This is a genomic window from Arthrobacter sp. UYCu723, assembly GCF_054059215.1.
On the sequence record NZ_JBSSBW010000004.1, the window covers coordinates 36,018 to 58,869 of the forward strand.

Here is a 22,852-nt window from a genome sequence, read left to right on the forward strand (position 1 = left end):
TTGAAGCATCCCGATCCCTGTCGCGGGTCATTGCAGTTTCCGCGCTGAGCGTCCGTGGACCTTACCAACCTTCATCTGCCCAATGCTACGGCTCGGCCCTTCGAACATCCGTTCCACTGCAAAGGATGCCGTCGGGACGGCGGCCGCGAGAGAAGAAATGATCACCGCTGGTCGCGCCGTAGGGGGTGGTCCTTCGGAACCTCAACGAGCACGATGCGCACTCCGTCGGGGTCCGCGATCCACATCTCCACCAGCCCCCACGGCTCCTGCTGCGGCTTGCGGATCACCGGTACCCCGGCCGCCAGGAGCCGATCGTGCTCGAGCTGCACGTCGCGAACCTGCATCCAGATCGCCAAGGCGCTGCCCTGCGGATCAGTCGACCGTCCACTGACCTCGAGAAAACCGTTTCCCAGGAAGAACACGAGGCCCGGCGCTTCACGACTCCCGAACTCTCGGTAGATCGCCAAGCCCAACGTGTCCCGATAAAACCGGTGGCTCCGCTCAGGTTCGGACGGATGAAGCAGGATGCGGCTCCCAATGACTTCCATGTTCTCCATCCTGCCCTCGAACCATGCACTTCGCTCGGGCCGCGTGCTTTGAATTCTCGGTGTGCGTTCAAGGATCCTTGACCGGGCAGTTTTGCGGGCGGCCCTTACGGGAACTCAAAAGTACACCTACATGTGACTGTTAGTTCGGAATGGCGGTTTTTCGCAGCTCGGTTTGGCGGTTTAGCTGATTCCGATGACGAGCGTTGAGCTGCGGCTTCAATGACGTCGGGGGTGGTGATGCTGAGTTCGTTGATCTCCCTGACCCGTTCGAGCTGGGTGAAGAGCCGGTCGATGAGGCGGAAGTTGCCTCTGGTAATCCGGGCGAGGATGGGCATCGGTGAAGTCTCCGGATCCAGAGTTTGGCCGATTCGGTGTGCCGATGTCTTGTTGGGGGCGGCCGCCCGCTGAAAAGCTTTAGGTAGAGGGTGATTTGCGCTGAGGCAGATTAGGTACAGGTGTGTTCTTGCCGGGCCCGGTGGTGTGGGCATACGCTGTGGATTTAATGGGTGTGGTGCGGGCGCTGGTTCTGGGACGACGGGCGGACCTGCCTCGAGTGTTTGTTGCTGCTGCCCAGGAGTCGTCCGATGAAAATTACTTCTTTCACTCTCCGCACCGGTCAGGTCCTGGTCCTGTTTCTGATCCTGGCCGGTGCCCTTCTCGGTGTGCCGGGGAAAGCTGTAGCGGACCCGGCCTACGGCACCCAAAGCATCGCGTACTCCGGGGTGAGCAATCCGCCGACTTCTGATAAGCCGCAGAGCAAGCTGTGGTGGAATGACGGTTCCTGGTGGGCGAATATGTGGACTACGGGCAGTGGATGGCATATTTACCGTCTGAACCGTGCCACGGCGTCCTGGGTGGACACTGGCGTGCTTAACGACAATCGGGGCAGCACCTTGTCGGACACGCTTTGGGACGGCACCCATTTGTATATCGCCTCCCATGTGGTGACGGTTTCCAGCGACGGGAGACCGGTGGACTCGGTGTCCGGCCAGCCCGCGCGGCTCTACCGTTACAGCTATTCCAACGGCACCTACACCCTGGACAGCGGCTTCCCCACCATTATCACCGATAACAGCAGCGAGTCGATGACCATCGATGAGGACTCCACCGGCGTCATCTGGGCCACGTGGACCCAGGTCGCGGGGAACTCCACGGCCGGGTACACCAACACCGTTTACGCCAACTACTCCGCGCCCGGGGGCGGCAGCTGGGCAACTCCCTTCGTCCTGCCTGTCTCCAGCCCGCACCCAGCACCTGATGACATCTCAGCCGTCGTGGCGTACGGGCAGAAAAAAATCGGCGTGATGTGGAGCGACCAGAAGACCGGGTCCGTGTGGTGGGCCACCCGCACCGACGGGACGTCACCGACCGCCTCCTCCTCATGGAAGCTCCAACCAGCCATTCAGGGCAAGGGGCAGGCCGATGACCACCTGAACCTCAAAACCCTGCAGGCGGACACCGCCGGCCGGGTCTTCGCCGCAGTCAAAACCAGCCTGAACGACACCTCCTCGGATCCGAAACTGCCTCAATTGCTGCTGCTCGTCTTCAAACCCGGCACCGGGGCCTTCACCCAGTCAACGATTTCCGTAGCCGGGGACTGCGTCTCCCGCCCGCAGATACTGCTCGATACCCAGAACAACCTGGTCCACGCCTTCCAGACCGCACCGCCCACATCCGTGAGCGGATGCAAGTGGTCAGGGGTACCGGGCGCCATCTACGAAAAGACCGCCTCCATGGACAACCCGGTCTTCGCCTCCGGCCGCGGGACGCCCATCATCCAAAGTGCTTCCTCGTCGAACATGAACGACGTAACCACCACCAAACAAAGCGTGAACAGTTCCACCGGGATCGTGGTGCTGGCCACCGACAACGTCGCCAAGCGCTACTGGTTCTCGGACCGGCCGCTGGGCACACCCACCCCTGCCCCGGCCGCGCCCACGGCGTCGTTCACAGCAACCCCGACCTCCGGCACGGCGCCGTTGAACGTGGCCTTCACCGATACCTCCACTGGATCGCCGACGTCCTGGGCCTGGGCCTTTGGTGACGGCGGGACTTCCACCACGCAGAACCCTACCCACAGCTACGCCGCAGCAGGGACCTACACCGCCACGCTCACGGCCACCAACAGCACAGGGTCCACTTCCGCCAACGCCACGATTACCGTCACTGCCGCGACCCCGCCACCGGCCGCCGGGGGGATCACGGTAGTAAATTCCAGCACCACGTATTCGGGGACAGCAACACCGACCGCCACGCTGCCCACACCGGCCGGTACCGCCGCCGGTGACGTGCTGGTGGCCTCCATCGCCGGCGACCTGAACCCGACCATGACCCCGCCCGCCGGTTGGACAGCCATCGTCAACGGACTGTCCGTCAGCACAGGCGCACGCCTGTTCAGCTACTACCACGTGGCAGGCGCCACCGACCCCGCCAGCTACACCTGGACGTTCAGCACATCAGTGAAATGGGGCGGCGGGATCACCGCCTACCGGGGAGTCAACAACACCACACCCCTGGACAGCAGCGTGGTCACCGCAGTGGACACCAGCTGGACTAAAACGAGCCTCACCGTGGGCAGCATCACCACGGCAACCAACGGGGCCATGCTGATCGGCGCGATCGCCTGCGACTGCGCCTCACCGGTCTTCACCCCCCCCAGCGGCTGGACCGAACGCTGGGAAGCCGCCGGCGGCCAGGAAGCCGAACAGGCCGACGCCGTGCAGGCAACCGCCGGGGCCACCGGCACAGCAACCTGGACCTTAAGCGCAATCCGGGGGACAGCAGCCTGGCGCACCGCGCTCAAGCCAGCCAGCTGACCGCCAGCTGGCAGCCCTACGACTCTTCTATGTCTGGCAAGCCGCTTCTTGCACCTTTTGCGCATGAGCGGCGGCATTCAGAATCCCCGCGAGAACGGTCCTTGCCAGGGCGTACCCTTACGAACCACTACACAATACTCAAAACGAGGGATGGTGGTCACATGCTGGCATGGCAGAAAGTAGTTGCCTCGGTCGTTTTGGCCTTCCTGACCTGTGGCGGGTTGGCAGGTTGCGAATTTGCCGTACCCGAGAGTTCGGCGCCTCCCGATGGAAGGTCTGTGCGTTTTACGGCAGCCGGGGACGTCGGCATGGGAAAGGGCGCCAAAGCGGTGCTCGACAAAATCAAGGAACTTGGACCCGATTTCAACGTCACCCTCGGAGACCTGTCCTACGCGCAAGGCCCGGAGCAGGCATTCTGTGACCTAATCACCGCAAAGCTCGGCCCGGAGTTTCCTTATGAGGTGGTGGCAGGAAACCACGAAAGTAATGGTGAAGAGGGGCATATAGAGAACTTCGCCAACTGCCTGCCCAACAAGTTGCCCGGCCTGCAGGGCGAGTACGGCAAACAGTGGTACGTGGACGTCCCCCAGGAGCACCCACTGGTGAGGCTGATTCTGGTCTCGCCCGGCCTGGAGTTCCCGGAAGGCGTTTTGGACTATTCGAGGGACAGCGAGCGGTGGCGGTGGACCGAATCTGCCATTGACGGTGCCCGTACGGCGGACATTCCCTGGACAGTGGTGGGCATGCATACCCCGTGCTTCAGCATGGGGAACTATGGCTGTGACGCAGGCCAAGCACTGACGAACCTTCTGATCAGCAAAAATGTGGATCTCGTGCTGACCGGCCATGAACACATCTACCAACGAACGCACCAGCTCGGCCTAACCAGGACCTGCACCTACCTGTTTATCAGGGATGTCACACCAGAGTGCGTGGTTGACAGCGACGACGCTCTGACCAAAGGAAAGGGAACTGTTTTCACCACGATCGGCGTCGGAGGCAAGAGCATCCGCGAAATCAACACCGACGATCCCGAAAAGCCCTACTTTGACGCCTGGTCCGGGACCAACGAAAATCCAGCCCTGGGAACCTTGGATGTCACCGTGACCAGCACGCGGATGGACGTGAGATTTGTTCCCGCAGCCGGATACACCTTCACCGACGCCTTCAGCATCGGGAAATAACTTCGGAAAGAAGCTGAATTCCGTCTTGAAATACGAGCGTACCGTGATGGTTAATACTTAGGCGATCACATGAAGATAAATTCAACCATTTTTTGCGGCTCTCCTGACTCTTCCGTGGGCGTTTTCAGAGCGCCTTAACGACCGCACGCCGCTTCCTGTCTAGGTTTCTGACTGTCTAAGGAACAGAAACTTTTAGAACGGGAAAACGGCGTGCGAAATGCAAGACTATGGCGAACAATGCTCGGTGTCGAGAAAACGGTGCTGGAGGCCATCGATCTGGACGACAAAACGGGGATTCTGGTCGCCTCTGTCAGGCCGACAGGCTCGATGCGGAACCGGTGCGGGATCTGCCGCCGCCGTTGCCCGAAATACGACCAGGGCCAGGGTCGACGGCGCTGGCGGGCACTGGACGCCGGGGCGGTCCGAGTCGAGTTGGAAGCCGACGCCCCGAGGGTGTCCTGCCGGGTCCACGGCGTGACCGTGGCCGCCGTGCCGTGGGCCCGGCATCAGGCCGGCCACACCCATCATTTCGACGCGCAGGTCGCCTGGCTGGCCACGCAAACGTCCAAGACCGCCATCACGGAGCTGATGCGGATCGCCTGGCGCACGGTCGGGGCGATCATCACCCGGGTCTGGGACGATACCAGCAAGCTCCACGACCAGTTCGCCGGCCTGAGGCGGATCGGCATCGACGAGATCTCCTACAAGCGTGGCCACAAGTATCTGACCGTCGTCGTGGACCACGACAGCGGCCGGCTGGTCTGGGCGGCCCCGGGCCAGGACAAGGCCACCCTGGGCACGTTCTTCGACGCCCTCGGGGTAGAGCGCTGCGCCCGGATCACGCACGTTTCCGCCGACGGGGCCGCGTGGATCGCCGTTGTCGTGGCCCAGCGGTGCCCGAATGCGGTCCGCTGCGCCGACCCGTTCCACGTCGTCAAATGGGCCACCGAAGCCCTCGACGAGGTGCGCCGGGCCGCGTGGAACGACGCCCGCAAAGCGGCCCGGACCACCGAGGCCAAGCGCGGCCGCGGCCGGCCCGCGAAAGACGCGCCGCCCCGCCCGGACAGTGCCCGCGCAGCCGGTCTGAAGAACTCCCGCTACGCGCTCTGGAAGAACCCGGAGAACCTGACCGAGAAGCAGCAGGTCAAGCTCGCCTGGATCGTGCAGACGGACCCCACCCTCGGCCGGGCCTACTACCTCAAGGAAGGACTCCGGGTCATCTTCAAACTGCCCCACGACGAAGCCGCCGAAGCCCTCGATAAATGGGTCGCCTGGGCGCGCCGGTGCCGGATCCCCGCGTTCGTGAAGCTCCAACGCAGCATCGTCAACCACCGCGCCGCGATCCTCGCCGCGATCGAGCATGGGCTCTCCAACGGACGAGTCGAATCGATGAACACCAAGATCAGACTCATCACCCGCATCGCCTTCGGCTTCAAATCACCCGAAGCACTCATCGCCCTCGCGATGCTTAGCCTCGGTGGTCACAAACCGGTGCTCCCCGGCCGAAATTGACCCACGGAAGAGTCAGGAGAGCCCATTTTGCGGCGCGGGCTGGCTACGTTGCTCGCTGCCGCTTTGGTCGGCGCATGGTTAACGTCTGCCAGCCTGAGTGGAGCCGCCACTCAAACGCTGAACGACGCTACCGTCGGAGCGGGTTTGAATCAGTTCAGCTACACAGGTAGCGGTTGGTCCACAAGTACGGGTATGCCCAGCCTGTACCAGGGCAACGACCACTTTACCGTCTCTTCAGAATTGAGAGTGTAATCGGCGCTGCCGCGTGAGAAGTCCGGGGCGGGGAGGTTGTTTCGGCTGAGGTGAGGGCCTTGGGAGAGAATCGGATTGTCTAGATCTTGATTTTTCTACCGCAAGGCCCTCGTGTTTAACGCTACCTTCCAATGCCCTGACCTGACCACATTCTGCCGCCTCGACGGACTCGGACTCGAAGTGACCGGGCAGTATGTCCGCCCGGGCCGTGCCGTCCTTGCCTGCCGTGTTGTTGATCCTGATGACTGGTGCCGGAAGTGCGGGTGCCAGGGCGTTCCCCGTGACACGGTGACCCGCGAACTGGGCCATGAGCCGTTCGGATGGCGGCCGACCACGCTGCTGCTCAGTATCCGCCGATACCGCTGCACGGGGTGCGGGCACGTGTGGCGGCAGGACACTTCCAAAGCTGCCGAGCCGCGGGCGAAACTCTCCCGCCGGGGGCTGCGCTGGGCGTTGGAAGGCATCGTCTGCCAACACCTCACGGTCGCCCGGATCGCGGAAGGACTCGGCGTCACCTGGAATACCGCGAACAAGGCCGTCCTGGCCGAAGGACGGAGAGTCTTGATCGATGATCCGCACCGCTTCGCCGGTGTGAAAGTCATCGGTGTTGATGAGCATGTCTGGCGGCACACCCGCCGCGGAGACAAGTACGTCACCGTCATCATTGACCTGACCCCAATCCGCGACGGCACCGGCCCTTCCCGCCTGCTGGACATGGTCAGGGCCGCTCGAAACAAGCCTTCGCGACCTGGCTGCAGGAACGCCCCCAGCACTGGCGGGACGGGGTTGAGGTCGTCGCCATGGACGGGTTCTCCGGGTTCAAAAGCGCCGCTGCCGAGGAACTCCCCGACGCGGTCCCGGTGATGGATCCCTTCCACGTCGTCCGTCTGGCCGGCGATGCCCTGGACTCGTGCCGGCGGCGGGTCCAGCAACAGAGCTGCGGGCACCGCGGCAGAGCCGGGGACCCGCTCCGGCGTGCCCGTTAGCCGGTCGTCCACCGGACGTCCCGACGCTGCCCTTGGGCCTTCTTCACATCCGCGTGTTTCCGCCCTTGCCGGATTCCCGTATACCCTGCCCGAATTAATGCCCGGTGAAGGTGCCTTATACGCTACAGTCCGAAGCATGGTCATCGGCTACGCCCGCTGCTCGACCAGCACCCAGGATCTCACCGCCCAGCACCATGGCCTCCACGCCCTCGGCGTCGACGCCGAGATGGTCCACGTCGACCACGGGTTCACCGGCACCAAACGCGACCGACCCGGGCTGGAAAAAGCCCTGGCCGCGTGCCGCGGCGGCGACACGTTCGTCGTGACCAAACTTGACCGGCTCGCACGGTCCCTGCCGGATGCGAGGGATATCGCCGACGAGCTCACACGCAAGGGCGTGACCCTCAACATCGGCGGCAGCATCTACAACCCACACGAGTCGGCAGACCCAACTGCTGTTCAACGTCCTGGGCATGGTCGCCGAATTTGAATCCGACCTCATCCGCGCCCGGACCCGCGAAGGCATGGCTGTGGCGAAGGCCAACGGCAAGCTTCGAGGCCGGCAGCCTAAACTCTCCAAAAAGCAGGAAGCCCACCTCGTGAGCATCCACCGGGGCGGCATGCACACCACAACGGAGATCGCCGAACTCTTCGGCGTTGCCCGCTCCACCGTCTACCGGGCCATCAAACGTGCAGGCGACGTTCTCGGTTAGAGCCGCAATATTTCGCCGCCCACACCCGGAATTACCTCCAGTATGCCCTTGCGTGAATTTCCGTGCCGATCCTCCTCAGACCCCGATCAGCCTTCACAGCCAAAGTGATGCCCTCATTCCGGGCCCATATCCGCCCGATTTTCGGCGAAAACTACTGGGACCCCCTATACAGGCGATTCTCCGCTGCAGGACGACGGTCGGCAGGCATATGACGGGGCCGCCGAATCTCGATTCCTGGCTTTCCCCGGAATCCTTCGTTTCCGCAGCGCACCGCCCGGGGGCTTCTCGGGGCGTCGGCTGCCTTCCCGAACGGGCGCACCGGATGGCAGTGGCCTCAGTTGTGCAGACGACTTCTGATATTCCGTGCAGTCGCCTTTTGAAAATGACAACGACATTCGACCCTTCGGCGCCGGCCTTCAGGGCGAGTACGGAAGGTTGCAGAACAGCGAAGGGCTCCATGAACCGGTGGCAGCGAACACCAGCAGCACGGCCAGCAAGAGGCAGCCTGCCGCGAAAGGCAGGAGATCCGCCCAAAGCCGATATCTCCGAGGTAGAACCACTTTTGCGTGCCTCCGCCCTGAATGTCGCCCGAAGAGCTCAGGACCAGGGGGTAGCTGTTTTAGCGGAACCACCGGCCGAGTTCGCCCGGCACAAGCATGGCGGCAAGGGAAGATGCGACGGCATGGACAGGCAGGCGATCTCTGACGCGGCGTTTGAGAGGGAGTATTGTCTCGCCCAAGCTGAGGGGCAGGGGCGGGGGCGGGGGCGAAGACTGGCGACGATTCATATTCGCAACGTCTCATTCTTATTAGAATGGGTATTTCTGTTTACTAATCCGTGCGTTCTAATCTGTTTGGGACGGAGAACTTTGTCTGCGTCGGACTTGTGAAGGGGCTTCAATGGAGACGCGTCATCTCAGATACTTCATTGCTGTTGCTGAGGAGCGGCATTTCGGCCGGGCAGCGAAGCGGCTGCACATGGCCCAGCCCCCTCTATCCCAGCAGATCCGCCAGCTCGAGGAACAGCTCGGGACGCCCTTGTTGATGAGGACTACCCGGAAGGTGGAACTCACGCCCGCCGGGCAGCTCTTGCTGGACCGCGGACGGCGGCTCGTGGAAGAGCTTGAGACGCTTGAGTCAGACGTCGGACAGGTGGGTGCTGGTGCCACCGGTGTCATCCGGGCCGGTTTTACGGGCACGGCCACGTACCGGCTGATGCCTGTCATCGTGCAGGCGGCGCGCCGCCGGCTTCCCGGACTGCGTATAACGGTCCAGGGGGAAATGCTGACCCCGATGATGGAGGCGGCACTGGAGGAAGGACGTCTCGACGTCGCCGTGCTGCGGCCGCCGGTGCGCTCCAGTGAGTTGGAACTGAAGTTCCTTGAGCAGGACGAGTTGGTGGCGGCCCTGCCGGCCGATTCCGAGCTGGCAGAAAAAGGCGTGCTGGACATCAAGGATCTTGCGGAACAGGACTTCATTGGCTATCCGACGCATTCGGCCGTGAACACGATTTTCGTGGACGCCTGCCGGCGGGCAGGTTTCCAGCCACGGATGGTCCAGGAAGCGAAGGAGACCTCCACCTTGCTCTCTCTCGTGGCGGCCGGAATGGGCATTGCCCTGGTGCCCATGACATCGCGGATGTTCACCTTCCAGGGTGTCGCCTTCCGCCCCTTGCGGAATCCGCCGCCGGTGGACCTGGCCGTGGCCTGGAACCGGAACAACCGGACCCCCTTGATCGATAACTTCCTCGCCCTCTTCGACACCCTGCCCAACATCGCACCGGTAGCGCCGCCAACAAAGGACTCAGCCCATGAAGATTGAGCGCATTGAGGCCATCCCTTATGCCATCCCGTACGCTCGCCCCCTGAAGTTCGCCAGCGGCCAGGTGAGCACTGCGGAGCATGTCCTGATCCGCGTGTACACCGATACCGGCATCGTCGGTGTGGCGGACACCCCGCCCAGGCCCTACACCTACGGGGAGACCCAGGATTCCATCATCTCCGTGGTGACCAAGGTGTTCGCACCGCAACTGATCGGCCTGGACCCCCTGGACCGGTCAAAGATCCAGCAGATCCTTGGGCGGACCGTGAACAACCCCACCGCCAAAGGTGCCTTGGACATCGCACTGTGGGACGTCATCGGCATTTCCCTGGGCACTCCTGTACACAAGCTGCTGGGTGGATTCACTGACAGCATGCGGGTTTCGCACATGCTGGGCTTCAAACCGGCCGCCCAACTCCTGGACGAAGCCCTGGAATTCCGCAGCGTGTACGGGATCAATACCTTCAAGCTAAAGACCGGCCGGCGGCCCCTTGAGCTGGATATCGAGGCGTGCCGGGTGCTCCGTCAGGGGCTGGGCCCGGACACGGAGATCTATTTGGATGCCAACCGCGGCTGGACCGCCAATGAGGCCATGGAGGTGCTGCGCCGCACCGAAGACCTGGGCTTGTCCATGCTTGAGGAGCCCTGCGATGCGGGCGAGGCCCTGGGGCGCCGGAGGCTGGTTCAGCATTCGAAGATCCCCATCGTCGGAGACGAAAGCATGCCCACCCTGGGCGATGTGTCCCGCGAGCTGCTCTCTGGCGGAAGCAATGCCGTCTGCATCAAGACGGCCAGGAGCGGCTTCACGGAAGCACAACAGATTCTGGGGCTCTGCGAGGGCCTGGGCGTGGACGTCACCATGGGCAACCAGATCGATACGCAGGTCGGCAGCCTGGCCACAGTCACCTTTGGGGCGGCATTCGAGGCTAGCTCCCGGCGCGCCGGGGAGCTATCGAACTTCCTGGACATGACAGATGACCTGCTGGCCGATCCCCTGGGCATCGTCGACGGCGCTATCAGGGTCCGCGAAGTTCCAGGCGTGGGCGCCGAAATTGATCCCGACAAGCTGGAAAAGTACCGCCAGGACTAACAACCAACCCCTTGGAGAAGACATGCTGTATCTGGTCCGAATGGACGTCACTATCCCCCATGACATGCCCCAGGAGAAAGCTGAAGCCATCAAGGCTGAAGAACGGGAGTACTCCCGGGGCCTCCAGCGGGACGGCCGCTGGGCACATTTGTGGCGCGTCGCAGGCGAATACTCCAACTACTCGGTGTTCGATGTTGCCGACAACGATGAACTGCACACGCTGCTCTCCGGGCTTCCACTCTTCCCCTATATGGACATGAAGGTGACCCCGCTCGCCAAGCATCCGTCCGCCGTCAAATAGTTGACGGCCCATTCCACGGTATTCATATGCATAAGGTTTCAATAAGGCTCAAATAGGTATTTCACTTCAACCAATTCGGCTCCTAGGCTTGTTCCATTAGCAGGATGTGACCCCGGCCATAACAGGCCGATTCGGTAGGGACCGGGCAAGCACCGCTCAGACGTTCAGCGACAAAGGAGTCATCATGACGACGGAAACTCACGCAACCGCGGCCTCTTCGGGCGCAGGGGCCACCGCCCGGTTCCGGGAGAACAAGCAGTTCACACCGCAGCAACCAGCCAGGAGCGGGTCAACAAGCTCGCAGGCCGGGTCATCAAGGCCATCAACGACATCGTTCTTGAAGAACATGTCAGCTACGAGGAGTACAACGCCCTCAAGGCATGGCTCATCAAGGTCGGCGAAGACGGCGAGTGGCCGCTGTTCCTGGATGTCTGGGTGGAGCACTCCGTGGAGGAAGTGGCCAACACCAACCGGCACGGCTCCAAGGGCACCATCGAAGGCCCCTACTACCTGCCGAATTCGCCCGAACAGAACACCCCGGCCACACTCCCCATGCGCGAGGACGAGCCCGGCACCCCCCTGCTCTTCCAAGGCAAGGTCACCAGCGTGGCCGGCCATCCGCTTGCCGGCGCCAAGATCGAAATCTGGCACGCGGACGACCTCGGCTTCTATTCGCAGTTCGCCCCCAACCTCCCGGAATGGAACCTCCGCGGCACCGTGGTGGCGGACCAGGACGGCAACTTCCAAATCAACACGATGCAGCCGGCCCCGTACCAAATCCCCACGGACGGAGCCTGTGGCCAGCTCATCGCCGCAGCCGGCTGGCACGCCTGGCGCCCGGCCCACCTCCACCTGAAAGTCTCCGCACCGGAACACCAGCTCATCACCACGCAGCTGTACTTCGAAGGCGACGAACACGTCGCCGACGACATCGCCTCGGCAGTCAAGCCCGAACTTGTCCTGGCGCCGAGCGACCGCACCGACGGTGCCGGCAGCGAGGTCACCTACAACTTCGTCCTCGACCCACAGGACTGACACCCGGGACTACCCGGTGGACACGCCGATTCACTACGGGAGGGCCGCGAGCACCGCAAACAAGCGGCCCGCCCGAACAAACCACCCACCCTGATACCGCCTTGCCAAAACAGGCCAGATCTAAGGAGGCAGCAGTGACTCAGCAAGCAGTCATGGCCCCTATTGACACCCGCGAACTGCGCCACGCCTTCGGGACGTTCGCGACCGGCGTCACGGTGGTCACCACCCGCTCGGACGACGGCGTCCCGCACGGCGCGACTGTCAACGCCTTCACCGCCGTCTCCTTGGATCCGCCACTGGCCCAAGTGACGCTGACCCGCACGTCCCGGGCCGCCCGGTACCTGGAGGGAGCACCCTTCGCCATCAACATCCTCTCCTTGGAGCAGATGGACGTGGCCCTGCATTTCGCCGGCAAAGTCATGGACGACGAACCGGAATGGACCGTCGACGGCACCGTTCCGGTGCTGACCAGGAACGCGGCAACGCTCGAATGCCGGCCCTGGAACATCTACGACGGCGGCGACCACATCATCGTCGTCGGCGAAGTCATCGCCATGGAGATCACCCAGCGGCCCCCGCTCCTGTTCTTCGGCGGAAAGTTCCGCGAAATCGGAAGGCTGGTTGAAGGCGCCCCCTGGGACCACTCCGGCGACGCCCCCGAGTCCGGCTGGTTTGCCGGCTCCAGCTCCTTCAAACCCTTCACCACCCCGTAACCCCCTCCGCAGTCTTTTCCTGAAAGGAAACATCATGACCGAGACCCTGGACCAGAATGTTCCTTCATCTGTCCCCTCCATGGATGAAAGGACCACCCCCGCCAACCCGAAGATGCCAATGACGGGGGATGAATACATCAACTCGCTCAAGGACGACCGTGAAGTGTGGATTTATGGTGAGCGCGTCAAGGACGTGACCACCCACCCGGCGTTCCGGAACTCCATCCGCATGGCCGCCCGGCTTTACGACGCCATGCACAAGCCAGAGCTGCAGGACAAGCTGATGGTCCCCACGGACACCGGCTCCGGTGGCAAGACCATGTCCTTCTTCCGCGCCCCGCGCAGCGTCGAGGACCTCAAGCAAGACCGCACCGCCATCGAGACCTGGGCGCGGATGTCCTACGGCTGGCTGGGCCGTTCCCCGGACTACAAGGCCGCCTTCCTGGGTACCCTCGGTGGCATGCCGGACTTCTACGAGCCGTTCCAGGAGAACGCGAAGCGCTGGTACAAGGAATCCCAGGAAAAGGTCCTGTACTGGAACCACGCCATAATCAACCCGCCGGTGGACCGCCACCTCCCGCCGGACCAGGTCGGTGACGTGTTCATGAAGGTCGAAAAGGAGACCGGGTCCGGGCTGATTGTCTCCGGTGCCAAGGTGGTTGCCACGGGATCGGCGATCACGAACTACAACTTCATCGCGCACTACGGGCTGCCCATCAAGCGCAAGGAATTCGCGCTGATCTGCACCGTGCCGATGGACGCGCCCGGGGTGAAGCTGATCAGCCGTGCCTCGTACAGCCACCAGGCCGCCGTGATGGGCACCCCGTTCGACTACCCGCTATCAAGCCGGATGGACGAGAACGATTCCGTGTTCGTTTTCGACAAGGTCCTGATCCCCTGGGAAAACGTCTTCGCCTACGGGGATGTGGAAAAGATCAACAACTTCTTCCCGCAGACAGGCTTCATCAACCGCTTCACGTTCCAGGGCGTCATCCGTCTCGCCACCAAACTGGACTTCATCGCGGGGCTGCTGATGAAGGCCCTGGAAATTGCCGGCACCCAGGACTTCCGCGGCGTCCAAACCCGCGTAGGCGAGGTGCTCGGCTGGCGGAACATGTTCCGCGCACTCATCGACGGTATGACGCTCAATCCGGACGCGGGCCCCAACGGAACCGTCTTGCCCAAGTTGGACTACGGCCTGGCCTACCGGATGTTCATGGCGATCGGCTACCCGCGGATCAAGGAAATCATCGAACAGGACGTCGCCTCCGGCCTGATCTACCTGAACTCCTCCGCCCTGGACTTCAAGACCCCGGAGATCCGCCCGTACCTGGACAAGTACGTCCGCGGCTCCGACGGTGTGGAGGCCGTGGACCGGGTCAAGCTCATGAAGCTGCTCTGGGACTCGATCGGCACCGAGTTCGGCGGCCGGCACGAACTCTACGAACGGAACTACTCCGGCAACCACGAGAACGTCAAGGCCGAGATCCTTTTCGCCGCCCAGGCCCAGGGCACCACCGACGCCATGAAGGGCTTCGCCGACCTCTGCCTGGCCGAATACGACCTTGACGGCTGGACCGTGCCTGACCTGATCAGCAACGACGACGTCAGCCTCTTCCTCAAACGCAGCTGAGCCTGCTCACACAAATCAATCATGGGGGGGCACTCCCGGACCAGTTCCGGGGGTGCCTCTCGCATAACAAACACACCCGCCCGCCAGGCAGAGTCGCCTGCGGGAATCAGAAAACTGACAGGAGTCACCTTCATGTGCGATGTACTCGGAAGCCTGGAATCGGCGGGAGTCTCCCGGAGACGCATGCTTGCCAGTTTCGGGTTGGGGGCCGCGGCCGTGACGCTCACGGCCTGCACGCCGACGTCGGGAAGTGCCGGAGCGACCGCGACGGCCAGGACATTCGGGCCTTCCCCCGCTGACGGCCACCGCACCCGCCTGGTGCTCCTGGGCACCTCCGGAGGCCCGCCCTACTGGCCGGGCGGAACACGGGAAGGCATTTCCTCGGCACTTGTCGTCGGAGACCGCTACTATCTCATCGACGCCGGCCACGGGGTCATGCGCCAGTTGCGGGCGGCGAAACTCGGGCCGAACTTCGACAAGGACCTGGACGGGCCGCTCGATGTGCTCGCCGGAATATTTCTCACGCACCTCCACTCGGACCATGTTGTCGACCTGAACAACATCCTCAGCGAAGGCCTCTACAACGGGCTCCAGTCCGTCAAGAAGATCCCCATCTGGGGGCCGGGCAACCGGGGCCAGGTCCCGGCGCTCTTCGGCGCCGGTGTTCCCCCCGAACCTGTCAGTCCGGGGAACCCGACGCCGGGAACGAAGGAAATGACGGACCTGATCGTGCAGGCCTATGCCACCGATTTCAACGACAGGCTCTTCGACAACCGCAAACCCCGCCCTGAGCAGTTGTGGGAGGCCCACGACGTGCCCGTTCCCGCGCAGTACCTGAAGAGTCCGAATACGGATCCCTGCCCTGAAATGGACCCGTTCACCTTCTACGAGGACGACCATGTCAAGGTTTCGGCGATCCTCGTGAACCACGCCCCCGTGTTCCCTGCCCTGGCCTACCGCTTCGACACCGCAGACGGCTCGGTGGTGTTCTCCGGAGACACGGGCAAGACCCCCAACATCATCAAGTTGGCCAAGGATGCAGACGTGCTGGTGCATGAGGTGATTGACAAGACCTGGCCGGAATCCCTCTTCCCGACTCCCCGCACACCGGCACAGGAAGGACTGTATGAACACCTGGTCAAGGCACACACCTTGATCGAGGACGTCGGCCCCGTGGCCCAGGAAGCGGGTGCCAAAACACTTGTTCTCTCGCACCTTGTGCCGGGAAACAGGCCCGACGAAGTTTGGGCGGCCTGCGGCAAGGGCTTCGACGGGCAGCTCGTGATCGGCCACGACCTCGACGTCATCGGCATCGGAACTGCCAAGGCATAAGCGTCCGGCGCGGCCTGCACCGCAGCCGGGTCTGCGGTGCAGGCCAGCTGTGGTGCCGTTCGCCTACCCACGCCGCGGAGTTCAACGTCCCGGCCGCCCCGGACCCCGAACTGCACATCGCAGCGGCACCGGGCAACTCCGATGTGCCCACAGGACTCATGCCTGCACAAAGCCCTCAACGCCCCATGCGCGCTGCGTGATCTCGCTTCAACGAGGACCAGATCCCCACAGCCGCCAAACTCATATTTCCCACCATGCCGGCACAGCGGACCTTGATAGGCCGCTGCATGCAGCCGGAGCCGGAACCAACCCGGCACAGAACGGCACCTGACCATCCGACAAAAAACTCCCCGCAACTACGTCGACGGGCAAGACGTTGCCGTCCCGCCACAACGCCGGCCCATCAAGAAAGCAGACCATGCTCCCGTTGTTGAACCACCTGGCAATGATGCTGCATCAAGAGCACAACCTCGATGCCTCCTCATGGGCCGAGGCATCGTCTCCAGCCGGGGGCCGTCTAACCTCATCCGCTTGGGCCGGCTGGTGGTATGAAGAAGGCACTCCCTGCTAGGCATAGCCAGGTTTTGGCGGCTGCCTTCCCGAACCGGCGCACCGGATGGCTCCGACCTCAGTTGTGCAGACGGCTTCTGACATTTCGTGCAGTCGCCTTATGAAAATGACAATGGTCCGCTCGATCGCCGACGGCATTGACCCGTAAACCACCACCGGACGCCTGATGTTGAACATGCTCGGCCGCACCCACGGTGTTCTTCAAGTACCGCAGCGCGCCGCCGGAACCAACGGCGGAGAGCTGGTTGTCATCCCCCAGGGCGCGGACCACAGCGCCGTGCTGTTCCGCGATGGTGACGACGGCGGCGAACATCTCTGTGCCGACCATGCCAGCCTCATCAAGGAAGACCACATTACCTGGTACCGGGGCCACCCGGCATCGAAGGAGCTCAGGATGCACACCAGCCTGTCCAGCGATGAGTCGCCGGACTAGGAATTTGCCATGAGGCCATGCTCCCACGAGCCCGGCTGACCCGCCTCCGGGCAGTCCCACGGTCCGGACAGCCTCCGCGCCACCGCCGCAAAACTACCCGCCCAAAACCAGAACCCCTACCCCGGCTGGAAGGACTAGAAGCCCCTCCGGCGCCCGGCCACTACCCGGCCGGGCTGGGCCTCTCGCTTCGTTCAAGCGACAGGTATGACTTTTGAGGATGAGCCGGAATCGGTGATGACATTACTGGCCACCATTGCAGCAATGGACCACAAACCGATTCGTGAAGTTGACGCCCCCGTCGGGCCGATTACTCATAAGCTGCCACACAATGTTCGTCAGTAGAACATGCGTGCAATATGCGAACAATTGCGGTATTCTAATCTCCAACCCCGGGCCCGCGGCCGGCGCTCCGCGCGTCCTGACCGGATCCAAACGGACCTGGACCGAAAACGAGGCCCTGGGAGCGGAAGGCGACGACCATGAATAACCCCACCACACTCATACCGACACCCGGCCAGACGGTGGGCCCGTTCTACGGCTACGCCCTGCCCTACAGCAAGGACCGGGAGCTGCTGGCCCCGGGCTCCGCGGGCTCCATCCGGCTCCAGGGCACTGTGTACGACGGCGCCGGCCACCCCATCCCGGATGCGATCCTGGCAGCCCAGTTGCATCTGGCCGCCGCCACCTTCAACGACGAACGCCCGGACGGCGCCTGGCACAGCGAATCGCCGGCGCTGCGCCAGTTGCTCCGCCTCGGCCTCGGCGCAGCGGCCCAGCTCCGCGAACTTGCCGAGGGCCTGCGGGTCTTCCCCGCAGCGATGCGCCGCAACCTGGAACTTTCCGGACCGCTGCTGCTCAGCGAAGCCGTCACGGCCGCCGTCGCCCCGCTCCTTGCTGCACGGGACGGCTCCGACGGCCGGCAGGAGCTGCAAACCGTCGTGGACCAGACCCTCCAGGTCCCGGCCCCGGCCCCGGGATCCACCTACCGCCGGCTGCTCCGCGCCGCCGTCCCGACTGAGTTGCTTTCCGATGCCCGGCTGCAGGAACTGCTTGATCCGGCCAACTACCTCGGCCAGGCTGCCGAGATCTCCCGCCGCATCCTTGCCGCGTACCCGGAGTTCTGCCCCGGCGGCGCGGAAGCCCACACATCATCGCCAACCCCCGACCTGAACGGAGCCGATCGTGGCTAAACCAACAGTCAAGGCAGTGCTGCTTTCGCCCCCGCGTCCGCTGGGAGACAAACCCCTCCTCATTGTGGGCCCGTCCCTGGGCACCTCCACGCTGCTGTGGAACCAGGTCGGCGCCCTGCTCGGGGACGAGCTCGACGTCGTCGCCTGGGATCTGCCCGGCCACGGCGTCTCGCCGGCGGCGACGGAAACGTTTACGGTCCCCGAACTTGCCGACGCCGTCGTTGAACTGGTTGATTCGATCGCCCCCGGATCAACGTTCCACTATGCCGGTGTCTCCCTCGGCGGCGCCACCGGCCTGCAGCTGGGCATCAAGCACGGCGAACGGCTCAAGAGCCTCTCGGTGCAATGCACCGGCGCGAAGCTCGGCACCCCCGACGGGTGGCTGGAACGCGCCGAAACCGTGCGCAGCCAGGGAACCCCGGTGATGATCCAGGGCTCCGCGCAGCGCTGGTTCGGGCCGGGTTTTATGGAACGCGAGCCCGAATTGAGCAGCCGGCTCCTGCACAGCCTGCGCGACGCTGACCGGTTCAGCTACGCCTTCTGCTGCGAGGCCCTCGCCGGCTTCGACGTCCGGGCCGAACTGGGCACTATCAGCGTTCCCACCCAAGCTGTCGCGGGCGCCCAGGACAGCGTGGCCCCGCCGTCCTTCGCCGAGGCGATAGCCGACGGAATCACCGCCGGCGGCGGCACCGCCAATGCCGTGACCCTCGAAGGCGTGGCACACCTGGCGCCGTTTGAGGCACCTGCCCACGTTGCCGGTCTGCTGCGGAGCCTCATTAACTGGACCGAATCCACTGGAGCAACCAAATGACCGGCCCGGAACCGTCCGGCCCCGAAAGGAACGGGGTCATCCAGCCGGACGCCACCAGCCAGGAAATCCACGACGGCGGCATGGTGGTCCGCCGCGAGGTCCTCGGCGCCGCACACGTGGACCGCGCCAACGCGACCAAAGATGCCTTCACCGAAGACTTCCAGGACATGATCACCCGCATCGCCTGGGGCGGCATCTGGACCCGGCCCGGGATCAGCCGCAAGATGCGTTCCACCGTCACCATTACCGCCATGGTCGCGCACGGGCACTGGGAAGAACTGGCCATGCACATCCGCGCCGCCATCACCAACGGACTGAGCCGGGACGAGATCAAGGAAATCCTGCTCCAGACCGCCATCTATTGCGGCGTCCCCTCCGCGAACACCGCGTTCAAGACCGCCCAGCAGGTCTTCCAATCAATGGACAACGCAGAAATGGACAACCAGTCATGAATCAGGCTTTTGTGTACGACGCCGTACGCACACCCTTTGGCAAGTTCGGCGCCGGACTGGCCACCATCCGCCCCGATGACCTCGCCGCCCATGTCATCCGCGAAGCCGTGAAGCGCGCCCCGGACCTCGACGTCGAACGCATCGACGAGGTCATCTTCGGCAACGCCAACGGCGCCGGCGAGGAAAACCGCAACATCGCCCGGATGGCCACCCTCCTGGCCGGTCTGCCGGTCTCGATCCCGGGCACCACGGTCAACCGGCTCTGCGGCTCCTCCCTGGACGCGGCGATCATCGCCTCCCGGCAAATCAACACCGGCGACGCCGAACTGATGCTGATCGGCGGCGCGGAGTCCATGTCCCGGGCCCCCTGGGTGCTGCCCAAGACCGAGAAGCCCTACCCGGCGGGGGACCTCAACCTCGCATCCACCACCCTCGGTTGGCGGCTGGTGAACCAAGCCATGCCGAAGGAGTGGACCATCTCCCTCGGCGAAGCCACCGAACGGCTGGCCGAGAAGTACGGCGTCACCCGCGAGGCGCAGGATGAGTTCGCTGCCAACTCGCACAACCTCGCCGCCGCGGCCTGGGATGAGGGGTTCTATGACAACCTCGTAGTCCCGGTGCCGGGCACGGACCTGGTCCGCGACGAGGCCATCCGCGCGGGCTCCTCCGCCGGGAAACTCGCCGGACTCAAACCCGTCTTCCGGACCGGGGGCGGGACCGTCACTGCCGGCAACGCCTCCCCGCTCTCCGACGGCGCGTCCGCGGCCTGGCTCGGTTCCGAGAGCGCCGCCGGGCTGCTCGGCCTGGAGCCGCTGGCCCGGATCGCAGGCCGCGGCGCGCACGCGAACGATCCGCAGTACTTCGGCTACGCCCCGGTCGAGGCCGCCAACAAGGCCCTCGCGAAGGCCGGCATCGGCTGGGACCAGGTCGGCGCCGTCGAACTCAACGAAGCCTTCGCCGCGCAATCCCTGGCCTGCATCAACGCCTGGGGCATCGACGCCTCCATCGTGAACCGGCACGGCGGCGCCATCGCCATGGGCCACCCGCTCGGTGCCTCCGGCGGACGCATCCTCGGCACCCTGGCCCGGTCACTGCAGGCCTCCGGTGAGCGCTGGGGCGTCGCCGCGATCTGCATCGGCGTCGGCCAGGGCCTGGCCGTGGTCCTGGAAAACGTCACCGCACCCGCCGTGACGTCAGCAAAATCGGTCACAGTAAAGGGCTAGGACATGCTGAACTTCGTAGACACCGTCGGCGCGGCCGTCGCCGGAATTAAGGACGGCTCCACCGTAATGATCGGCGGATTCGGCAACGCGGGCCAGCCGTTCGAACTCATCGACGCCCTCATGGACTGCGGCGCCACGGACCTCACCGTGGTCAACAACAACGCCGGCCAGGGCGATCAGGGGCTCGCCCTGCTCATCAAGGAAGGCCGGGTCAAGAAGATGATCTGCTCCTTCCCGCGGCAGTCCGACTCCTGGCACTTCGACGCGAAATACCGCGCCGGTGAAATTGAGCTCGAACTCGTCCCCCAGGGCAACCTCGCCGAGCGGATCCGCGCCGCCGGCGCCGGGATCGGCGGCTTCTTCACCCCCACCGGCTACGGCACCATGCTCGCCGAAGGCAAGGAAACCCGCTTCCTCGACGGCAAATGGCAGGTCTTCGAAACCCCCATCCACGCCGATATCGCCCTCATCAAGGCCCTCACGGCCGACGGCAAAGGAAACCTCGTCTACCGCAAGACCGCCCGGAACTTCGGCCCGATCATGGCAGCCGCGGCCCGGCACACCGTCGCCCAGGTGTCCGAAATCGTCCCCACCGGCGGCCTCGACCCGGAAAACATCGTGACCCCCGGCATCTACATCAACAGCGTCGTGCGCATCGGCGCCCCCGGCACGGCAGAACAGGTGGCCTGACATGAGCACCCAGACAGCATCGATCCAAACCAGCGGGACACCACTGGGCCGGGACGATCTCGCCCGCCTCGTGGCCCGCGACATCGCCCCCGGATCCTTCGTGAACCTCGGCATCGGCCAGCCCACCCTCGTGTCCAACTACCTGGCCCCGGCACAGAACATCACGCTCCACACCGAGAACGGCATGCTCGGTATGGGCCCGGAAGCCACCGGCAACCAGATCGATGGTGACCTCATCAACGCCGGGAAGATCCCCGTGACCGAACTGGCCGGGGCATCCTATTTCCATCACGCGGACTCCTTCGCGATCATGCGCGGCGGACACCTCGATATCTGCGTGCTCGGCGCCTTCCAGGTCTCCGCCACCGGCGACCTCGCCAACTGGCACACCGGCGCCCCGGACGCGATCCCCGCCGTCGGCGGAGCCATGGACCTCGCCACCGGCGCCAAGGACGTGTTCGTGATGATGACACTCCTGACCCGCGACGGTGCCTCCAAGCTCGTCGAGGCGTGCAGCTACCCGTTGACCGGGATCGGCTGCGTCACCCGCGTCTACACCGACAAGGCCGTGTTCCTGACCGGACCCGGCGGCGTCGAGGTCCGTGAGACGTTTGGCTGCACCCTGGAGGAACTCCAGGACATGGTCCCCGTGCCGCTCAGGGCCGCATCTGCACGCTGAGGTGCCGCCCACGCGGATAAAGTAAAGCGGGATCGAGAGGCATGGACATGATTAACGCAGAAAAAAGCGCAAGGGCCGACGGCGCGCCGGTGGCCAGTGACCAGTACGTACAGTCACTGGCGCGCGGACTGGCGGTAATCCGCGCCTTCGACACGGACCATCCGAAGATGACGCTCACCGAGGTGGCGGCCCGGACGAACCTCACCCGCGCCACCGCCCGACGGTTCCTGTACACGCTCGTGGAGTTGGACTACGTCCGGACCGACGGCAAGATCTTCGCCCTGACCGCCAAGGTGCTGCAGCTCGGGTTCGCTTATTTGTCCGGGCTGTCGCTGCCGCAACTCGCCCAACCGCACCTCGAGGAGCTCTCCCACCGGCTGGGGGAATCGACGTCGGCCGCAGTGCTGGACGGCACGGACATCGCCTACATCGCCAGGGTCGCGACACGCCGGATCATGACCGTCAGTATCACCGTCGGCACACGCTTCCCGGCCTACGCCACCTCGATGGGCAGGGTGCTGTTGGCGGCCCTGCCACCTGCCGGGCTCGAGAAGTACCTCGCCAGCACTGACATCCGGCCACTGACCCCGCATGCCATCGGAACCCGGAAAGAACTGCTCGCAGAACTGGATACCGTCAGGACGCAGGGCTGGTGCCTGCTGGACCAGGAACTCGAACCCGGGCTCATGTCCATCGCCGCGCCGGTCCATGACGGACCCAAAACGGTCGCCGCCATCAATGTCTCCCTGCAAGCCCAGCCGGTCGCGGTCCGGCCGGACCCGGCGGCATACCTGGACTCGGTGCGGAAGGCCGCCGTGACCACGGCCGCAATCATCTCCGCGGATCTCTCCGGCGGCCGATAGCGGCCA

At 64.1% G+C, this 22,852-nt stretch carries 22 protein-coding genes and 2 pseudogenes; 21 read left to right on the forward strand and 3 right to left on the reverse strand.

Annotation, left to right across the window (positions count from 1 at the left end; all coding sequences use genetic code 11):
• Positions 1–161 precede the first annotated feature (161 nt).
• Both ACVWZ8_RS23985 and ACVWZ8_RS23990 read right to left on the reverse strand, forming a co-directional pair.
• Positions 162–557 (reverse strand): VOC family protein, encoded by a 396-nt coding sequence (locus ACVWZ8_RS23985; RefSeq protein ID WP_456506302.1) that lies wholly within the window; start codon positions 555–557, stop codon positions 162–164.
• A gap of 95 nt (positions 558–652) precedes the next feature.
• On the reverse strand, positions 653–883 hold the full coding sequence (locus ACVWZ8_RS23990; protein ID WP_456506303.1) for a hypothetical protein: 231 nt from the start codon (positions 881–883) through the stop codon (positions 653–655).
• A gap of 249 nt (positions 884–1,132) precedes the next feature.
• On the opposite strand from ACVWZ8_RS23990, the gene ACVWZ8_RS23995 reads away from it, so the two are divergent.
• The 13 genes and pseudogenes from ACVWZ8_RS23995 to ACVWZ8_RS24055 all read left to right on the forward strand — a co-directional run bounded on the left by ACVWZ8_RS23995 (position 1,133) and on the right by ACVWZ8_RS24055 (position 15,935).
• Positions 1,133–3,364, forward strand: a complete 2,232-nt coding sequence (locus tag ACVWZ8_RS23995) for a PKD domain-containing protein (RefSeq protein WP_456506304.1) — start codon at positions 1,133–1,135, stop codon at positions 3,362–3,364.
• Positions 3,365–3,525: 161 nt separating this feature from the next.
• On the forward strand, positions 3,526–4,548 hold the full coding sequence (locus tag ACVWZ8_RS24000; protein WP_456506305.1) for a metallophosphoesterase: 1,023 nt from the start codon (positions 3,526–3,528) through the stop codon (positions 4,546–4,548).
• Between the two features lie 210 nt (positions 4,549–4,758).
• Positions 4,759–6,060, forward strand: a complete 1,302-nt coding sequence (locus ACVWZ8_RS24005; protein ID WP_456506306.1) for an ISL3 family transposase — start codon at positions 4,759–4,761, stop codon at positions 6,058–6,060.
• A gap of 363 nt (positions 6,061–6,423) precedes the next feature.
• Positions 6,424–7,295 (forward strand): annotated as a pseudogene (locus ACVWZ8_RS24010) (ISL3 family transposase); the annotation flags it as partial.
• A gap of 139 nt (positions 7,296–7,434) precedes the next feature.
• The gene (locus ACVWZ8_RS24015) at positions 7,435–7,788 is read left to right on the forward strand and encodes a recombinase family protein (protein ID WP_456506307.1); all 354 of its coding nucleotides are present in this window, start codon (positions 7,435–7,437) and stop codon (positions 7,786–7,788) included.
• A complete protein-coding gene (locus tag ACVWZ8_RS24020) occupies positions 7,772–8,011 on the forward strand; it encodes a helix-turn-helix domain-containing protein (protein ID WP_456506308.1) in 240 nt (79 codons plus the stop codon). Before ACVWZ8_RS24015 ends, ACVWZ8_RS24020 begins: the two co-directional genes overlap by 17 nt.
• An 899-nt stretch (positions 8,012–8,910) precedes the next feature.
• Positions 8,911–9,831: a LysR substrate-binding domain-containing protein gene (locus tag ACVWZ8_RS24025; protein ID WP_456506309.1), complete on the forward strand. Its 921-nt coding sequence runs from the start codon at positions 8,911–8,913 to the stop codon at positions 9,829–9,831.
• Complete coding sequence (locus ACVWZ8_RS24030; RefSeq protein ID WP_456506310.1) at positions 9,821–10,921, forward strand: mandelate racemase/muconate lactonizing enzyme family protein; 1,101 nt, start codon at positions 9,821–9,823, stop codon at positions 10,919–10,921. The genes ACVWZ8_RS24025 and ACVWZ8_RS24030 overlap by 11 nt, the downstream gene beginning before the upstream one ends.
• A gap of 22 nt (positions 10,922–10,943) precedes the next feature.
• The gene (gene catC / locus ACVWZ8_RS24035; protein WP_456506311.1) at positions 10,944–11,222 is read left to right on the forward strand and encodes a muconolactone Delta-isomerase; all 279 of its coding nucleotides are present in this window, start codon (positions 10,944–10,946) and stop codon (positions 11,220–11,222) included.
• 184 nt (positions 11,223–11,406) lie between these two features.
• Positions 11,407–12,257 (forward strand): annotated as a pseudogene (gene catA / locus ACVWZ8_RS24040) (catechol 1,2-dioxygenase).
• Positions 12,258–12,391: 134 nt separating this feature from the next.
• Positions 12,392–12,970: a flavin reductase family protein gene (locus ACVWZ8_RS24045; RefSeq protein ID WP_456506312.1), complete on the forward strand. Its 579-nt coding sequence runs from the start codon at positions 12,392–12,394 to the stop codon at positions 12,968–12,970.
• Positions 12,971–13,004: 34 nt separating this feature from the next.
• Complete coding sequence (locus tag ACVWZ8_RS24050; RefSeq protein WP_456506313.1) at positions 13,005–14,603, forward strand: 4-hydroxyphenylacetate 3-hydroxylase family protein; 1,599 nt, start codon at positions 13,005–13,007, stop codon at positions 14,601–14,603.
• 132 nt (positions 14,604–14,735) lie between these two features.
• On the forward strand, positions 14,736–15,935 hold the full coding sequence (locus tag ACVWZ8_RS24055) for an MBL fold metallo-hydrolase (protein ID WP_456506314.1): 1,200 nt from the start codon (positions 14,736–14,738) through the stop codon (positions 15,933–15,935).
• A 628-nt stretch (positions 15,936–16,563) separates the two neighbouring features.
• Here the strand turns inward: ACVWZ8_RS24055 and ACVWZ8_RS24060 are convergent.
• Positions 16,564–16,833 (reverse strand): AAA family ATPase, encoded by a 270-nt coding sequence (locus ACVWZ8_RS24060; protein WP_456506315.1) that lies wholly within the window; start codon positions 16,831–16,833, stop codon positions 16,564–16,566.
• Positions 16,834–17,142: 309 nt separating this feature from the next.
• Here ACVWZ8_RS24060 and ACVWZ8_RS24065 point away from each other — a divergent pair, with 309 nt between their 5' ends.
• The 8 genes from ACVWZ8_RS24065 to ACVWZ8_RS24100 all read left to right on the forward strand — a co-directional run bounded on the left by ACVWZ8_RS24065 (position 17,143) and on the right by ACVWZ8_RS24100 (position 22,846).
• Positions 17,143–17,280, forward strand: coding sequence for a hypothetical protein (locus ACVWZ8_RS24065; RefSeq protein WP_456506316.1), 138 nt, complete (start codon positions 17,143–17,145; stop codon positions 17,278–17,280).
• A gap of 137 nt (positions 17,281–17,417) precedes the next feature.
• A complete protein-coding gene (locus ACVWZ8_RS24070) occupies positions 17,418–18,128 on the forward strand; it encodes a hypothetical protein (RefSeq protein ID WP_456506317.1) in 711 nt (236 codons plus the stop codon).
• Positions 18,121–18,939, forward strand: coding sequence for an alpha/beta fold hydrolase (locus ACVWZ8_RS24075; RefSeq protein WP_456506318.1), 819 nt, complete (start codon positions 18,121–18,123; stop codon positions 18,937–18,939). The genes ACVWZ8_RS24070 and ACVWZ8_RS24075 overlap by 8 nt, the downstream gene beginning before the upstream one ends.
• Positions 18,936–19,391 (forward strand): 4-carboxymuconolactone decarboxylase, encoded by a 456-nt coding sequence (gene pcaC, locus ACVWZ8_RS24080; protein ID WP_456506319.1) that lies wholly within the window; start codon positions 18,936–18,938, stop codon positions 19,389–19,391. The genes ACVWZ8_RS24075 and pcaC overlap by 4 nt, the downstream gene beginning before the upstream one ends.
• Positions 19,388–20,614 (forward strand): thiolase family protein, encoded by a 1,227-nt coding sequence (locus ACVWZ8_RS24085; protein ID WP_456506320.1) that lies wholly within the window; start codon positions 19,388–19,390, stop codon positions 20,612–20,614. The genes pcaC and ACVWZ8_RS24085 overlap by 4 nt, the downstream gene beginning before the upstream one ends.
• Positions 20,615–20,617: 3 nt before the next feature.
• Complete coding sequence (locus tag ACVWZ8_RS24090; protein ID WP_456506321.1) at positions 20,618–21,304, forward strand: 3-oxoacid CoA-transferase subunit A; 687 nt, start codon at positions 20,618–20,620, stop codon at positions 21,302–21,304.
• A gap of 1 nt (position 21,305) precedes the next feature.
• Positions 21,306–21,983: a 3-oxoacid CoA-transferase subunit B gene (locus ACVWZ8_RS24095; protein WP_456506322.1), complete on the forward strand. Its 678-nt coding sequence runs from the start codon at positions 21,306–21,308 to the stop codon at positions 21,981–21,983.
• Between the two features lie 47 nt (positions 21,984–22,030).
• On the forward strand, positions 22,031–22,846 hold the full coding sequence (locus tag ACVWZ8_RS24100; protein WP_456506323.1) for an IclR family transcriptional regulator domain-containing protein: 816 nt from the start codon (positions 22,031–22,033) through the stop codon (positions 22,844–22,846).
• Positions 22,847–22,852: the final 6 nt, after the last annotated feature.